11 protein-coding genes are annotated in these 16,161 nt (G+C 51.0%); 2 read left to right on the top strand and 9 right to left on the bottom strand.

The features are described from left to right. Nucleotides 1–22: 22 nt before the first annotated feature. The 3 genes from IX84_RS34425 to IX84_RS11570 form a co-directional block, all read right to left on the bottom strand. A complete protein-coding gene (locus tag IX84_RS34425; RefSeq protein ID WP_044220429.1) occupies nt 23–3,277 on the bottom strand; it encodes a T9SS type A sorting domain-containing protein in 3,255 nt (1,084 codons plus the stop codon). Nucleotides 3,278–3,421: 144 nt separating this feature from the next. Next, nucleotides 3,422–5,194, bottom strand: a complete 1,773-nt coding sequence (locus IX84_RS11575; RefSeq protein WP_044220426.1) for a T9SS type A sorting domain-containing protein — start codon at nt 5,192–5,194, stop codon at nt 3,422–3,424. A gap of 77 nt (nt 5,195–5,271) precedes the next feature. Further along, on the bottom strand, nt 5,272–6,423 hold the full coding sequence (locus tag IX84_RS11570; RefSeq protein ID WP_044220423.1) for a Gfo/Idh/MocA family protein: 1,152 nt from the start codon (nt 6,421–6,423) through the stop codon (nt 5,272–5,274). 324 nt (nt 6,424–6,747) lie between these two features. On the opposite strand from IX84_RS11570, the gene tsaE reads away from it, so the two are divergent. Further along, nucleotides 6,748–7,167, top strand: a complete 420-nt coding sequence (gene tsaE, locus IX84_RS11565) for a tRNA (adenosine(37)-N6)-threonylcarbamoyltransferase complex ATPase subunit type 1 TsaE (RefSeq protein WP_044220776.1) — start codon at nt 6,748–6,750, stop codon at nt 7,165–7,167. A gap of 172 nt (nt 7,168–7,339) precedes the next feature. Beyond that, nucleotides 7,340–8,572, top strand: a complete 1,233-nt coding sequence (locus tag IX84_RS11560) for an alanine dehydrogenase (protein ID WP_044220773.1) — start codon at nt 7,340–7,342, stop codon at nt 8,570–8,572. Between the two features lie 19 nt (nt 8,573–8,591). Here IX84_RS11560 and IX84_RS11555 read toward each other — a convergent pair whose 3' ends face one another. From IX84_RS11555 to IX84_RS11530, 6 genes are all read right to left on the bottom strand, one after another. Further along, a complete protein-coding gene (locus IX84_RS11555) occupies nt 8,592–9,635 on the bottom strand; it encodes an SH3 domain-containing protein (RefSeq protein ID WP_152605010.1) in 1,044 nt (347 codons plus the stop codon). 179 nt (nt 9,636–9,814) lie between these two features. Beyond that, nucleotides 9,815–11,029, bottom strand: coding sequence for a GTPase HflX (gene hflX, locus IX84_RS11550; protein ID WP_044220418.1), 1,215 nt, complete (start codon nt 11,027–11,029; stop codon nt 9,815–9,817). 50 nt (nt 11,030–11,079) lie between these two features. Then, nucleotides 11,080–12,315, bottom strand: a complete 1,236-nt coding sequence (locus tag IX84_RS11545) for a murein hydrolase activator EnvC family protein (RefSeq protein ID WP_044220415.1) — start codon at nt 12,313–12,315, stop codon at nt 11,080–11,082. Nucleotides 12,316–12,319: 4 nt separating this feature from the next. Next, nucleotides 12,320–13,090 carry a DUF4292 domain-containing protein gene (locus tag IX84_RS11540; RefSeq protein ID WP_044220414.1) on the bottom strand — a complete coding sequence of 257 codons (771 nt, stop codon included), beginning with the start codon at nt 13,088–13,090 and terminating at the stop codon, nt 12,320–12,322. Between the two features lie 71 nt (nt 13,091–13,161). Continuing rightward, entirely contained in the window at nt 13,162–14,916 is a 1,755-nt protein-coding gene (locus IX84_RS11535; protein WP_081968714.1) for a tetratricopeptide repeat protein, read from the bottom strand. 9 nt (nt 14,917–14,925) lie between these two features. Beyond that, nucleotides 14,926–15,930, bottom strand: a complete 1,005-nt coding sequence (locus IX84_RS11530) for a sugar phosphate nucleotidyltransferase (protein ID WP_044220408.1) — start codon at nt 15,928–15,930, stop codon at nt 14,926–14,928. Nucleotides 15,931–16,161 lie beyond the last annotated feature (231 nt).

Below are 16,161 nucleotides of genomic sequence, written 5' to 3'. Positions count from 1 at the left end.
TATTCAGCATGCCCAAAGGCTATTACTTAATGATAACAGACTGCGTGAACTGCGCCTGTCCATCAACCACCTGCAGCATGTAAGTGCCGGCAGCGAGGTTGCGTACGTCAAGCTCGATGTTGTCGCTCTGAAGTGTACCAAGGTCGCGGCTCAGTACCACCTGACCCAATGCATTCACCAGGCGGATGTTCAGGCGGCTGGCTACTTCCGGCAGATCGATCTGTACATTCAGCACATCCTTCGCAGGATTAGGGAATACAGATACGCCCTGCTCCAGCGCTACATCGCTCACATCAACCGTCTGGCAGGAAACACAGTAGCCGAAGCAAACCGGATCAAGCGGAATGTTCATGGTACCGGTTTCCACAAAGCGGTCGTTAAACTCGCCGGTCGTACAGTCGTCACCAATGCTGGTATCGATGTTCTCCCATCCGTCAGGACCGTTCTTGAACTTGTAAGTCGCAGTAGAGTTTTCAGGAATCTGTACAGTAACCGTGTAGATGTTATCTCCATCCAGGTCAGACATCTCAACGTTATTGAAATCGCTGAAGCTACCGGCCAGGAATACACCGTCCGGGCTGAGTTCGCCAGCTTCTACGAGCAGGGATACATCAACAGCCATCTGTACGTTTACAGTTGGTGGGTTGAAGATCAGCTCCCAGTCAAAACCAGCAGCGTCATTCCGGTCGATCCACTCAATGTAGTAAGTCGTACCTGCCGTCACTTCGATGTCTTCCACACTTGAAGCGATGATACAGTCGTCATCACTTTCAGCGATCAGCTCCAGAGACTGTAAACCACAATCGCCAGTGTAAACGAACAACCAGGTATCAGCGTCAGTACCACAAGAGTTGATGCTCATAGTGCCATCGCTATCAGGCGTGAAGGAGTACCATGCGCCACCAGAGTATGGAGTAGTAGAAGTCGTGAAGTAACCCGGGCGATAGCCACCAACAGAAGCTTCACCGAACTCCTCTACAGTGTAGGTACCTGGATCAACAGCTTCAGCAGACTCACAGAAATCGCCCACAGGCAGATCGCCTTCGTTGAGCGTCAGTTCCCAGTCAAAGCCGGCAGCTTCCCAGGTATCATCCCAAACGATGTAGTAGGTTTCGCCGGAAGTAACTGGCACCTCACGGTAAGTAGCCCATGCACTGCCGCCAGCGGAAATTTCACAGCGGTCATCATTCACACCTACTGGTGTAAGATCACCACAGTCACCCGCCAGGATCCATGCGCGGGTATCCACACCGCCTCCGCAAGCGCTTACACTAATGTAGCCATCAGCGGTAGCGGTATAGCTGAACCAACGGGCCTGCAGACCAGCTCCGTCAGATGGATCATAGAACAGACCACCACCAAAGCAGTCCAGTTCTTCTGCTGTAATGACACCTGGCTCCACAACTGTAGCCGTCTGGCAGTACAGTCCGTCACCTGGCTCAGGGATCAGCGCTACCGTGAAGTCGTCTACATACCAAAAATCAGGTTCGTTTGGTCTTGGGTAGTAGTTCACTGCGCCTATTGACTGCAAGTTTCCGGTACTGCTGGCATCAAAGTTCAGCGGCCAGCTGGATACCCACTGCCCATCAATATGCATGCGGATGAGGTCATTATCGATATCAATCACCGTTACAATCGAGAACCATTCTCCTTCCGGGTAGGTAAAGTTAGCACGAGGGTCAGCTGCACCTGCATTGAGGTCGCCAGTGCCATCACCATTGAAGAACACCTCTACTGCCCATTCTACGGCTGGTGTTGCATCCTTCTGGAAGTTAAAGTAGGCTGTGGAATCGGCAGGTATGTACATGTTCCAGCTAACGACATAGTGACCGGTAGTCAATGTCTGGTTAGATAACAGGTAAACCGGGTCTACGTCTGTACCGTCACCCGTGATAAGGTGAGAGTTAGAACCACTTGCCGCCTGATCAGAGCTTACATCACCAAGGATGATACCAGCAGCAGGCCAGGGGATAATGAAGTTGTTCACCGGTGGTGCACCTACGGTCTGCCCCTCAAAGTCTTCAGTCCAGATTACAGTAGGCTCGTCGCAGGTAGCCATGTCCAGCGGACAAGCTTCGCAAGCAGCGAAACATACCGCATCAACCTCTACCGGGAAAATTGAAGTATTGATGAACGGACGCACATTGAAGCCAAAGCCGCTTGGCACGCCACAGGAATCAGGGACAACTTCCAGGTTAGCAGGGTCTACGCCGCCGTTCACAAAAGCATAGCCAATAGTATCCAGTGTCGTTACCTGAATAGTTGTTGAGTAGATACCATCGCCATCATCGTCAGACATCGCCTGAATGATCACCTCGTTGAGGTCAGCTACACCAGGACCGCCAACAACCACGCTAACACCTTCTGCTGCTACCGTTTCGTTCTGCATGTCTACATTCAGCGTAACATCAACAGGCTCAGGATCACCCAGGCTGACGGTGAAGTCAAAGCCGTCAGAAGAGTTCGCATCATCCCAGAGGATGTAATATTCCTCGCCTTCAAATACCAGCCAGTCCAGTGTGGAGCCATCATCGTCTGGGCAGCCACCCTGGTTAAATATAAGGTTGGTCAAAGTCGCACGGCAATCTGTAACGCTGTTGAACAGCAAACGTGTGGCGGCTGCGCTTCCACAGGAGCTAACGGTTACCACACCAGTTGCAGAAGGCGTATACTTGTACCAAACTTCGCCGGTAGCCCCTACGAAAGTGTTGCTGGAGTCCATAGGGATCTCATCAACAGTAAAGGTGCCTTCGCCGATCTCAATAGCTGATTCAAAGGTACTGCCTGCAGGCACATCATAGGTTACTGTCAAACCAGTTTCCATGCGGATGGTCTGGCAGTTGTTGTAGCTCAGCACCACCGTAGGGATGGTGATATCCGGGCGGCAGCCAGCACCACTTGCTACGTTCAGGATAGCATCTGGGTTAGCGGTGTCATTATTACAAAGAATTACACCTACGGCACCCGCAGCCTGTGCATTGGCTACTTTGGCATCGAAGCCGCAAGCACCGCGGTCAATCAAGGCTACAGAACCAGACAGGTCATCAGTGATTTCAACACAGGCGGTCGAAAGGCCGTCTGCATCTGACACAACAGTAACAGGGCCAGAGAAGCTTGGTGTGGCAGTGGGGTTCGTAAACACCGCAATACCATGATTGTAGCTACCAGCAACACTTGCCGGAGCATCTACAGTAAACGATTGTGCCTGCACAGAGGTCATCGCAAAAGCCATGACTGCTACCAGTGCAAGCAGCTTGTTCATGTAAGTTTTTTTCATACGAAACGTATTGAATTGAGTGAATGGAATAAAAGTTAACAATCGGTTGAACAGCGGAAATACAGGACAAGGCCTGCATGCTCCGCTGTTTATCTTTAAGGGTGCCGAGTCCATATATGTACGTACCCCTGCACCCCTGGGTTATCATTTAATTAGCACCGTTTGCGTCGCCTGCCGGTCTCCCATCAGTACACGTAACTGATAGGTGCCTGCAGGAATACTATGGACAGGCAGCTGAAGCTGTACCTCTCCGCCGTCCAGTTGCCTTTCGGCTAGCGGCTGCCCCAGCATGTTCAGCAGGGTGACTTGTGTGCGCCCCTTGAACTGACTTTGCTCCAGCCGGATGTTCAGCACATCTGATGCCGGATTTGGGAAAACGGTAAAGCTCTGCTTAAGAACTTCATCCTGCTCCACACCCACGAACGCATCGAAGCCAAGCTCCCAGATGTAGAGCTCGTCGCCGGGCCCGTCCATCCAGCGGTCGATCCACTCGATGTAGTAGGTTTCGCCACCTGTGACCTCAATGCTGTCCAGGCTGGAGGTCAGCAAACCTTCTCCGCATCCATTGTCATTCTGAGCCACCAGGTTGAGCCCCTCGAAAGTGGAGCAATCCCCGGTATACACAAAAAAGTGCGTATCACTTGCTGCAAAATCACAGGCGGAAATGCTCATATAGCCGTCTGAGCCAGGCGTAAACTGATACCACTTGGATTGTGCGTAGTTGGTCGTAGAACCAGAGGTGTTGTTGATATTGGGGCCAGCCACCGCAGATTCGCCATCAATAGCGCCCACTTCGTGTTCACCCGGCTCGATGTCTTCAGCAGATTCGCAGAATTGACCTTCAGCAGGAGCTTCTTCGACCAATGCAAGTTCAAACCCAAAACCAGCCTCAGACCAGGCATCATCAAACATAATGTAGTAGGTATCACCTGCCGTGACCACGGCCTCTCTGTAGGAGGCGTAATCATCACCATCACCTGTATCGCAGCGGTCGTCGTTCACACCAACGATGCCTAGATTTTCACAATCAGCACCTTTAAAGATCCAAACCCGGCTATCTACTCCACCCCCACAACTGGAAACAGACATGATGCCATCTGTGGAAGGCGTATATTGATACCAGTGAGCTTTGAAGCCACTGCCGCTGCCGCCCTGATCATAACTGCCTCCATAACAAGTCAGCTCCGGTACAGCATAGAAGCCGGGCTCTTCCAGAACTTCGGCCGTGTAACAGTATTGCCCTGCTTCCGCTGCCGGAATTTCCAGCAAACTAATATCATCGATGAAGTAAGAATGTCCGGTATTCTGCGGGTAAAAGTTGATACTGTGCATCTGGCTTGATTCCGTACTCCCGCTGCTGAACGGCCAGGTGTCTACTGTTCTTTCATTAATGACGAGGCGGGCGTAGTCGCTGTCTATATCTATAAAAAGATACACCGGAAACCATGTACCGGATGGGTATACAAAGGAGGCGTCGTCGCTGCCATCATACTTTTCGAGTATGCCTTTCCCGCCTTCGAAGAGTACATCAAACGCCCAAAACCCCTCTGTATCGGTCGGGGCTTCGTGCTGCAGGTTGAAATAGGCACTTGTGCTGTCGTATACGAACATTGACCAGGACAGGACGTAGTGCCCGCTTTCCTGCCCGCCAAGCAGCAGCAGAGCATCCTGCCCATCGATGTTTCCATCAATTTTGATGGAATTACTGCCTGTATTGGCTTGTTCGGCAGAGACTTCTGCCCCGACGGTTGCACCTGGCCAGGTATCCCAGTCGTCTGACTGAAAGGTAATATCGCCTGTGGCATAGGCCGACAGGTCATCCATCAATAAAACTCCCGGCTCATCACAAGTGACCTGCGCATTCAGGGTGAAACTCATCAATCCAATCAGGAAGAAGAAAGTGTAGCTTTTTTTCATACTAATGTTTGTGCTTTATATGCTACAGGTTTTTCATGACCTGCTATTAATCGGTTTTTAATCACAGCTTCAGGGTATTATACCGGTAGCCATTTCTGATCGCTCGCAGAAGATTCAATGACCCGGTCGATAAACTTCATACCGCGGACGCCATCTTCAACGGTTGGGAAATCTTCATACACCGGGTCTGCTTTTTGCCCGGATAGTTTAGCGCGCAGGCAATGGGCAAAATTCCGGTAAATGTTTGCGAAAGCCTCCAGGTAGCCTTCCGGGTGCCCGGCTGGAATGCGCGCACCAGCCTGAGCGGCAGGATAGAGGTCTCCCACACCGGTACGAAGCAGTTGCTCGGGCTTATCGAGCCAGCGCACCTTCAGGTCGTTGGGGTACATTTGGTGCCATTCCAGGCCGCCTTTTTCTCCATACACACGGATATGCAGGGCGTTTTCTTCTCCGGCCGCAACCTGAGTCGCGTAAAGAATCCCCCGGGCGCCGTTATCGAAGCGGAGCAATACGCTACCGTCATCATCCAGCTGCCGCCCTTCCACGAAAGTGTGAAGGTCTGCGCACAATTTGGTGATCCGAAGCCCTGAAATGTACTCTGCCAGGTTTTCTGCGTGGGTCCCTATATCGCCCATTGCCCCTGCTGCACCCGAACGCTTAGGGTCGGTACGCCAGGAGGCTTGTTTTTGGTTCGTCGCTTCCAGACGAGTGGAAAGCCACCCCTGCGGGTAGGCGACAATAACTTTTCGGATAGCCCCAAACTCACCGTTGCGGACCATTGCCCGCGCCTGTTTGACCATAGGGTACCCGGTATAATTGTGGGTTAATGCAAACAACAACCCTGTCGATTCGACAAGTTGTTGCAGCTCAAGGGCTTCGTCAGTATTGAAGGAAAGAGGTTTATCGCATACAACAGAGAAGCCGTTCTCCAGGGCCATTTTTGCCGGTGGGAAATGTACGTGGTTAGGTGTAACGATAGACACAAAATCCATACGCTTGCCTTCGGGCAGGGCTTTTTCCTTCAGGATCATTTCCCCGAAACTGCCGTATACCCGGTCAGGAGGAAGATAAAGGTCAGCACCGGAAGCTTTAGACTTTTCCGGGTCGCTGCTAAAAGCTCCGCAAACCAGCTCTATTTCACCATCCAGGGTAGCAGCCATCCTATGCACAGCACCGATAAAGGCACCGCGACCGCCACCCACCATTCCCATACGGATTTTTCGGCTCATATAGATAGTCAGCTAATTATAATCTCTCTCTCAGTCGGGATTCAAATCTAAGGTTTTGCCCGCTATATGACCATAATAATAGGAATATTTTTTCAAAAAGGCTAAAATTTGATTGGGCAGGTTGCCTCACAAAAGCAATGAACACAAGTAAACAGCCGCTTTTGCCTGATGATAGAGTGCTGAAATGACACCTGTTAAAATTGCAAGGCCTTTTAGCATAAAATGATTAAACCTCCATCAGGCTACTACTGTTCTCTCATAGCTGCAGGGAGCATTCTGCAGCATTTGCCTGCTAAATTCACCATAAAACGGTTGAACTGCTTTATGCCAAATACGATCGTATACTCATTGGAGGAGGTTGAAGAAATTGCCAAAAGGCTACTGAAGGCAGCGGCTCCTGAACAGTCCATCTGGACTTTCACCGGAGAAATCGGCGCAGGCAAAACGACACTGATCAAGGCGATATGCCGTACACTGGGCTCCGAAGAGACAATCAGCAGCCCTACCTTCTCCCTCGTCAATGAATACGAAGACCAGATGGGGGAAACTTTCTACCATATGGACCTCTACCGCTTAAATGACGTGGAGGAAGCTCTGGACATCGGAATCGAAGAGTACCTCGACAGTGGCCGGCGCTGCCTGATTGAGTGGCCTGGCCTGATTGAGCATTTGCTCCCGGAAGATACTTTCCGAATAAAGCTTGAGATAGGGTCTGATTCCAGCCGGAAAATTATATTTTTGTAAGCTATAAGTAGTTTGACGGAAACAAGCGGATCCATTTTTTCTTAAAGCTTTTGTGACATCTCAACGCAACTCTAAGGTTGTCAGTTGCTTATGATCCCGGTCAAACCGGGACACAAACTCAAAAATGGATCCACTTGTTTTGTTTCCGTCTCTCAGGAAAGCCAAGCCTTTTATGAGCGATAAGCAAAAGAAGAAGATCCCTATTCCTAAGGAGTTCACCGAACAGCAGTTTATGCCTCAGGCAGAAATGCTGCAGGTCAGCAACAAGCCCAATAAACTCTATATTGGTATCCCGAAGGAAATCACTATGCAGGAGAACCGGGTAGCCCTTGTCCCTTCTTCGGTTGCAACGCTTATCGGGCATGGGCACCGCGTGGTTGTAGAATCAGGGGCAGGTCAGGAGTCCAGCTATTCTGACCACGACTATTCCGAAACGGGCGCTGATATTGCCTATAGTGCTGAGCAGGTTTATAAAGCTGATGTTATCATTAAGGTAGCTCCCCCCACGCAGGCAGAGATTGAGCTTATGCACCCCAATCAAATCCTGATTTCGCCCCTTCAGCTTCCCATTATCAATGCAGACTACATCAATAAGCTCCGGCAAAAACGGGTCATTGCGCTCGCAATGGAGTATATCAAGGATGAGTCTGATACCTTCCCGATCGTGCGTATCATGAGCGAGATGGCCGGTATTAGTGCTATGTTGACGGCAGCGGAGCTGATGGCTACAACAAGTGGTGGCAAAGGGGTCTTGCTCGGCGGTATTTCTGGTGTACCCAGCGCTAAGGTGGTCATCCTGGGTGCTGGTATCGTGGCCGAGTACGCTACGCGAACGGCTCTGGGACTAGGTGCGGAAGTCCGCATTTTTGACAACAACATCTACAAACTGAAGCGCCTGCAAAACCAGGTAGGCCGCCCTCTATATACCTCTGCTATCAACCCGCACTATCTGGAAGCAGAACTCATCTATGCCGATGTGGCCATCGGAGCCATGCACTCTAAATCGGGCCGCACGCCCATCGTTGTGAGTGAAGAAATGGTGATGAACATGAAACCCGGAGCCGTTATTATCGATGTGAGCATTGATCAGGGCGGGTGCTTCGCTACTTCTGAGGTGACGACCTTTGACCACCCTACTTTTAGCAAGCACGAAGTCATTCACTACTGCGTGCCTAATATTGCTTCCAGGGTATCCCGGACTGCATCGGTGGCTGTAAGTAATATCCTGACGCCTATTCTTCTTAAAGCGGGCAGTACAGGCAGTATTGAACATTTGCTTTTCAATAACCATGGGCTACGCCACGGTGTCTACACCTACAAAGGTTGCCTAACCAACAGCTACCTGGGAGAACGCTTCTCGATCAAGTCTACAGATTTGGACCTCCTGATTACTTCGAATCTCTAATTGCACCAACAGCTCTGCCCTACTCCAGGTATTGCGCCTTCACCCACCCAATCACGGAGCCATGGGCGACCATCCACCAATCTGGTGTGGTATACTCTATCACCTGTATTTCCTGTCCTTCCGGTAAGCGGGCAATGCACTGCCCCTGCTGATGCCCCACTAGCCCCGCTACCATATTGGCAGGGTTACGAAGGCGGACCCGCCGTGGCGCGGGGGGCAGACCTGCATCAGTAATATGCTGCAGCATGCCTGGATGTTCAGGAGCGTCTCTATCGGTCGCGATTTTAATAGTTGCAACAACCTGAAAATCCTGGCTGGTATCTGCCAATTCCCCCGACGAATGCGCTACTGAAGGGCCGTAGTCCGCTGAGGATAGCCTTTCCTCTTCGATAAAAACCGATGAGACCGGTTCCTCAGACAAGGTGGGCGGGGGAACCGAGTTAGATGTTTGATGCCTGGGCAGACCCGCCTCAACCGGATAACCCAAGCCTGTATTTAAGCCCTCCTCCTCAAAGGCGATCTCTAAAGGCCGGACCAGCTCGTTGGGAACCGGCACCGTTACTGCATTAGTATCGCCCCAAACCAGCAACAAGCCCGGGGGCTCTGCCTCAATAAGTATTGGATGGATCTTCGGTTCCGGCAGGCCAGGAGGCGGTGGGGCGCTGCTGGCAATGGCCGGCATGCTGGCCTCCTCAGCCGTTGGTACTAAGAAGTTCTTTTCCATCACCAACTGACCGGTAGTCCCCGGAGCCGGGTGAATGGCTGGGATATGTACCGAATATGGAGGATGATCCGCCATTTGAATCAGAACTTCGTGATCAGAGCCGGTTTCGAGGTATAAATGATAGTCCGGCCCGGCAAACCGGCTCAGCCGGACAAGCTGCCGCTGCCCGTCTCCGGAAATTTTATAGGCATCAAGGTGGAAAGGCGTTGACTCAGCACCGGGCATGCTGCTTAAAATATGCCCATGTAGCCGGACATAGCGCCCCTGGCCCGAGGCGGAACAGTAAACAAGCATCAGCCCAATGGCCAATGCGGTAAGTTTTTGCATTTCTCTTCTCATAGTCTGACTGGGATTATGGGGGGACAAACAAGTTTCGCTATGGGCTCCAGGCCCCTTAGTTTCTTCCTGTTTACCCAGGTTGTGTGCATATTGCTGAGCTGAAACTAAAGCCAGCTACACTTCGCTTTTTACGACTGCCTGAGTTAGAATGTTGCAGTTTGGCACCAAAACAGCGGCATCTACCACTGCTTGGCCCTATAGGGGTACCGTATCATATACTGTTCGTGCACCATCTGCTGAAGCTTTTTGCGGAGTTCATCAATATGCTCACCGGTAGCAGCAGAAACGAACATACATTCCTGGTCAAACATGTAGCGCAGGTTACCGAGCAGTCCTTCTTCAATCTCGCGCTTGCCCTCTTCCGTCAGCAAATCATCGTAATTGCGCTCCCGGTACAAGTCAATTTTATTAAAGACCAGCAGGGTAGGTTTATCAACGGCCTGCAGGTCTTTCAGGGTGCTGTTTACGGTACGGATATGATCTTCATGCAGTGGGTGCGCTACATCTACAACATGAAGGAGGATATCACTCTCCCGCACCTCATCCAGGGTAGATTTAAAGCTTTCCACCAAATGGTGCGGAAGCTTCCGGATAAACCCAACGGTGTCAGAAAGCAGAAAAGGCATACGGTCAATGACCACTTTCCGGACCGTAGTATCCAACGTAGCGAAGAGCTTATTTTCGGCAAACACCTCTGACTTGCTCAACAGATTCATGAGGGTCGACTTGCCTACGTTGGTGTAACCGACCAGGGCTACGCGGATCATTTCACCGCGCTGTTTGCGTTGAGTCTGATTTTGCTGATCAATTTTCTCCAGCTTCTTCTTAAGCAGGGAGATTTTATCCCGCACAATACGGCGGTCCGTTTCGATCTCCTTTTCACCCGGGCCCCGCATACCGATACCACCACGCTGCCGCTCAAGGTGGGTCCAAAGCCCCCTCAACCGTGGCAGGAGGTACTGCAACTGCGCCAGCTCCACCTGTGTTTTAGCCTGAGCCGTTTGCGCACGGCTGGCGAAAATATCCAGAATGAGAGTACTGCGGTCTACAATTTTCAGTTTGAGAAACTCCTCGAGTATATTCACCTGCTTACCGGATAGGTCATCATCAAAAATAACCATGCTGACCTCCTCGTGAGCGTCAATATATTCTTTGATTTCTTCCAGCTTACCCTTACCTACAAAGGTCCGCTTATCGGGTTGGCTGAGTTTTTGAATATAACGCTTTCGGGTTTTCGCACCAGCAGTAAGGGCCAGGAATTCCAGCTCGTCCAGGTACTCCTCTACCTCTTCTTCGGTTTGCAGCTGACGGACTACGCCTACCAAAATGGCATACTCTTTATTCTGCTTTAAACCTTTCTTGTCTTTTGTACCTATTGTCCAGTCGTGTGCCATAAAATCTTTGTCGTGAATAATGGGTACAGGGTATTGCCTGTACTTTGAGTTTACCGGTTTTGTAACCAGGTTTCCGGATTTAGCTTCTGAGTGCCCTTCCAAATTTCGAAATGCACCGTATTGTTATCATCTGCCAGGCGGCCTATCGGCTGATTGGGCCCAACGGGCTGCCCTTTCTCCACAAGCACTTCTTCAATACGGTAGTACAACGTGAAGAAATCCCCGTGGTTAACCAATATAGCATTTTGATATACGGGTACGAAGGTGATGTGTGTCACTTCCCCTTCGAAGACCGGGAAAATATCCGCTCCGTTTTGAGCCTGTATTTCAATGCCATTATTAGGCAGCTTTAGCCCGGTATCCTCCATGACGATTGCGTTGCCAAAGGATTTACTTACCTGGCCAGACCGGACGGGCCACGGTAAACGCCCGCGCTGATTGCTAAAATTACGGGAAAGCGTTGCAGCGGCTTCCACTGTGGCAGCCGGGGCCTCCGGCGCTGTTGAGGTGGCACCAGCCGGAACACGCTCCCGGGCTTCCCGCCGTTTTCGGGACATCTCGGCGACAATGATTTCCTCGATCGCCTGATTGAGCCCTTCATGCGCAGCCTGTTGCTCGTCCAGTTTAGCCATTAACTGCTGTTCACTGGTTTTAAGTTTCTTCAGAAGGCGGTTTTTTTCCTGGAATTCTTCCTGCAACAGATCCGTCTGCCGTTGTTGTGCCGCCAGCAGCTGCTGTTGCTCTACCCGCCGGGCTTCGAGTTGTGCCGTGCGCTCAGTGAGCATCTCCTGGGTTTCGATGATGTTGACCGCCTGCTTTTTGCGGAAGCGGTCGTACTGCCGAATATACTGCCAGCGGCTGAAGGCATCGTTGAAACTCTCGGCTGAGAACAGAAAGACGAGCATACTCTGACTAAGCTTGTGCCGGTAGGCGACCCGCATAGTGTGGGCATACTCTTTCTTGAGGCGTTCAATATCGCCCTGCAGCGCCAGAAGCACCACCTCAGACCGGCGAATACTGGCATCTACCTGCTTCAGCTCCTGCTCCAGGGTACGGACCAGTTCCTGCCGGTTGCGGATCTGGGTCCTTATAGCAATGTATTGCTCAAGGGTTGCTTCCTTATCCTTTTTGGTATTGTTGAGGGCCGTTTCGGTGGCCTTTATTTCCTGCAGCAGGCGCTCCCGCTTACGCTCCAGCTCTTCCCGGTTTTGCCCGCTAAGCAGCACCGGAAGGCAAAGCAGTACCAGGGCGAGTAATATGCCACACCTGAAAGGCAGCCTGTGCATCAGTTTATTTGGCCCGTGTATATCTGGATGGGATATCAAATTTAATTGGTTTTGGGACATTTAGTTCTATGTTGCTGAACTGCAAGGTCACATTCGCCTGACCCGAATACTTGCTTTCCAGCATAAGGTTACGAATATAGGGAAATTTCTGTTCCCCTTCCAGCTCCTCGTATCCTTCCAGTAAGGCGCTCATTTCCTGCTCGTTGCGCAAGTCCTTAAATACCATTTTTTTTAGCAAAAAGTCAGAAGTGCCGATCAGGTACTCAGCCGACATTTCGTCGCTCCCGCCCCTAAGGCGATAAGTAGGCCCCAGCGGCTCGATACCCAGTTCATCGCCGCCAAAAAAGACGGGGTTACCAAGTATAAAATCCTGAAGTTCGGATAAGCTCCCTGCCGGCAGGCCGTAGGACTCCGCCAGATAAGCCAGCCCCTCTATGGTATATTCCTTGTTGAAGCGGTCCACTACGTAGACGGAGTCGGGGGTAACCTGCACCCGGGCAACCTCAAAGCCCAGCTTTTTCACACTTAACCAGAGGAGGCTGTCCTTTTTCATGCGAATTGTAGCACTGGCAGACACCGACATGTCTTCATCAGCATAATCTAAACGCAGGCGGCTCTCAAACCAATCCGGCGATAAGCGTTGTTTTTCCATGCGCTTTAGCAGACCGGATGCCGTCATATCTTTATCGGCAACGCCTTTGGATTTTCGGATAGAAGCGCAACTGTTTAGCGAGAGGACAGCCAGCAGCAAAATGGCATAAGAAGTATACTTCATGTTAGCGTTTGTTGATGAAAAAAAGCCGGCTTACGGCTTTATGAATACCGACGGGGCGAGAGTGGTTTGGGTTACTCTACCAGCTTTCGCTGCTCAATTTTCTGTTCCAGCGCGGAAGAACCGGCGCCAGCAGCCCGTGCTTTCTTCCAGTTTGCTACGGCCTCTTCGACTTTACCAAGTTGATAGAGGGTATCGCCCAGGTGTTCCAGGATGACCGGGCTGGCACTCCCCTCGTTTTCTGCGGCACACTGCAACCATGCGCGAGCTTCCTGATAGTCGCCCCGTTTGTAAAGTACCCACCCAAGCTGCATTTGGAAAGCGGCCTGACCGGGCAACAGCTCGTTGGCTTTTCGGGCCATTTGTTCAGCATCCTTTAGGCGTTCCTCCCGCTGTGCCAGGGCATAGGCATAACGGGACAATGCAGGTGGTGCGGTATCATCGGTAGCCAGCGCTTTGCCAAATGCTTCGTCAGCAGCGCCTGTATCACCGGTGGCCTGATACAGTAAGCCTTGCAAAGAGTAGATCAGCACCATCGCCCTGACATTCCCCCCGGCCATAAAACCTGCCTGCTGCAAGGTGGAAAGAGCAGCATCATGATTGCCCAGATGATAGTCCGCCAGCGCATTCATATAGTACACAACAGGCTGATTGGGGTAGTAGTCCATGGCGCGCTCGCTAAAACCCCTTAGGGCTTCAAACTGAAAAGTTTCTTCGTAGAGTTGCATGATTTGCTCCCAAACCATGAAGTTGGCGTTGTCTTCTTCTATCGTTTGCAGGTACTTGGGCAGGGCTTCTGCCTTACGGCCCGAATGATAGAGCAAATCGCCCGCTGCTGAGGACGCTTTTGCACTGCCGGGATGGACTTCCTCCAGGATATCAGTAAGCTCCAGCAACGCATCAGCCAGGCTTTGATCTCCGGTGTCCGCTACTTTCTGAATGAAAGGTATGATTTTCCTGATTTTGACATCAATATCTGTATCCGGGCTGTAAAAAGGTTCCTTTAATTGATTAAGAAAGCGGATTTCGTCTGTTTCCTGGCCGGACTGCCCGGCGAGTGCCATTTTGGCTTTGGCGTTGTCCGGGTCAATATTGAGGATATCGCTATAGACCGAGCGTGCTTTTTGGCCCTCCCCAATTTGCTCGTAAAACCCCGCCAGCAGATGCCGGTACTGCACGTTGTCCGGAAAAGCCTCAATGAGGCGCAGGAGTTCTTCCGCCGCTTTTTTATCCTGCCGTTGGCTCAGGTATAAAGTATGCTTGCGGCGGATGACTTCCTCGTTAAGCCCCAGGCGGGTTTCCAGGTCGTCATAGACCTTCAGGGCGTCCTTAATCTCGTTGGCTTTGACCAAAAGGAAGGCGAGGCGATAGTAGCTTTGCTCGTCGTTGGGCTCCAGCTCCACCACGCGCTCGTAGGTTGCAGCAGCCTCTTCAAATTGTCCGGCCTGCTGTTGCAAATCGGCCAGAAATTTGTGGTACCAAATGTTATCTGCATCCCATTCGGTAGCATCTTTGGCGTATTTCAGGCTCTTGTCGCGGTCGCTTTGGGCTTCATAAATGCGAGCCATTTCAAAAGCAGCAGTAGCATTTTCACGATCCTTACGCAAAATATTCTCCAGCATACTAATCGCTTCATCATAGTTGCCCAGAAGCTTCTCCCGGCTCGCATCGATAAACAGCTCCTGTATTTTGACGGCTTCTTCATCTACCCGGTCTACCTGAGCCATAAGCCCCGGAGCAGTACTCAGCAACATCAGGGCAATCAGCCCGAAAAGGCCAGCCAATCCAATTCTGTTTGCGGTCCCTTCCTTTAGGATTTTTTTCCTCATAGCGTTCTGTTACTTGTATTCGGAATAGTCGCCGATACTAATTTCTGACTTATTCCCCTCGTAGTCGACTTTGTTGCCCAGCATGGAATGGCTGAGGTTGGCGTGGCGGACTACGGTGTCATTCTGTATGACTGCATCACTGATAACGGATTGTTCCACCGTTGAATTGTGGCCCAAAGATACATGAGGCCCTACAACACTGTTGCGAATTACTGTATTTTCTCCGATAAAACAAGGCGGGATAATAACGGCATTATCCAGCGTTACGCTGTCGGCAACCAATTTTTCCTTATCCTGCTTGAGCTGCAGCATACGGCGGTTGGTAGCCACCACGTTGTCCTTATTGCCACAGTCCAGCCATTCCTCAATCTGAGCCGAGCGAAACTTCACGCCGTTATTTTTGAGCAGCTCCAGGGCCGTGGTAATCTGAAATTCCCCTTTGTCCCGAATGTCGTTGTCCACCATATGCTGAAGGGTGTCACGAAGGCGCTCACCGTCCCGCACGTAGTACAGCCCGACAATCGCCAGGTCAGAAACAAAGGTGGGCGACTTTTCCACAAACTCCGTAATAACATTATTTTCGTCGGTCTTTACTACTCCGAATGAGGAAGGGTCCTCAACTTTCTGGCACCAAATGATACCGTCCTCTTTAGGATCGAAGGAAAAGTTGGCCTTGAAGAGCGTATCCGCAAAAGCTACAATACAGTTGCCGCTCAGGCTCGGCTTGGCACACAGTATCGCATGGCCCGGCCCGTGAGGGATATCCTGTGTGTAAATGGAGCATTTGGCCCCAACTTTAGCAGCAATTTCCTGCAACTGCGCTTCCGCTTCTGCGCCGAAGTCGCCAATGACAAATGCGACTTCTTCCACCGGTTCGTCCAGTGCTTCGGCCAGGTCTTCCACGATACGCTGTACAATAGGCTTACCGCTTACCGGCAACAAGGGCTTGGGGATGGTAAGGGTGTGTGGGCGCAGGCGGGATCCGCGGCCTGCCATGGGAATGATGATTTTCATGATTCAGGATTGGTTTAGTTTTAAAAATCAGGGGTACTACGTTGGTTTCACAATTGTGCGTATTTGTTTCCGGTAGCCCTTCTATTAAAGGTATGGAAGCCCTTGATAGTTTGAACAGCTCCTTTCTATTGTTTACTTAAATTAGCGGCGAGGTACAATATAAGGCTTCATGCAACGTCAGTTGTTGTAGTCCTTATTGACTTTTTCAGTAAAAAGAAGCTTTTTCCGCTT

Origin of the sequence: Phaeodactylibacter xiamenensis (assembly GCF_000759025.1) — a bacterium.
Taxonomy (GTDB): Bacteria; Bacteroidota; Bacteroidia; order Chitinophagales; family Saprospiraceae; genus Phaeodactylibacter; species Phaeodactylibacter xiamenensis.
Note: the sequence above shows the minus strand (reverse complement) of the source record. Positions and strands in the feature narration are given on the sequence as shown.

Bases quoted from the DNA above. Each gene is read 5' to 3' on its own strand.
- tsaE (WP_044220776.1), top strand. From the start codon at position 6,748: ATGCCAAATACGATCGTATACTCATTGGAGGAGGTTGAAGAAATTGCC.
- IX84_RS11570 (WP_044220423.1), bottom strand. From the start codon at position 6,423: ATGAGCCGAAAAATCCGTATGGGAATGGTGGGTGGCGGTCGCGGTGCC.
- IX84_RS11530 (WP_044220408.1), bottom strand. From the start codon at position 15,930: ATGAAAATCATCATTCCCATGGCAGGCCGCGGATCCCGCCTGCGCCCA.
- hflX (WP_044220418.1), bottom strand. From the start codon at position 11,029: ATGGCACACGACTGGACAATAGGTACAAAAGACAAGAAAGGTTTAAAG.
- IX84_RS11535 (WP_081968714.1), bottom strand. From the start codon at position 14,916: ATGAGGAAAAAAATCCTAAAGGAAGGGACCGCAAACAGAATTGGATTG.
- IX84_RS11560 (WP_044220773.1), top strand. From the start codon at position 7,340: ATGAGCGATAAGCAAAAGAAGAAGATCCCTATTCCTAAGGAGTTCACC.
- IX84_RS11555 (WP_152605010.1), bottom strand. From the start codon at position 9,635: ATGAGAAGAGAAATGCAAAAACTTACCGCATTGGCCATTGGGCTGATG.
- IX84_RS34425 (WP_044220429.1), bottom strand. From the start codon at position 3,277: ATGAAAAAAACTTACATGAACAAGCTGCTTGCACTGGTAGCAGTCATG.
- IX84_RS11575 (WP_044220426.1), bottom strand. From the start codon at position 5,194: ATGAAAAAAAGCTACACTTTCTTCTTCCTGATTGGATTGATGAGTTTC.
- IX84_RS11545 (WP_044220415.1), bottom strand. From the start codon at position 12,315: ATGCACAGGCTGCCTTTCAGGTGTGGCATATTACTCGCCCTGGTACTG.
- IX84_RS11540 (WP_044220414.1), bottom strand. From the start codon at position 13,090: ATGAAGTATACTTCTTATGCCATTTTGCTGCTGGCTGTCCTCTCGCTA.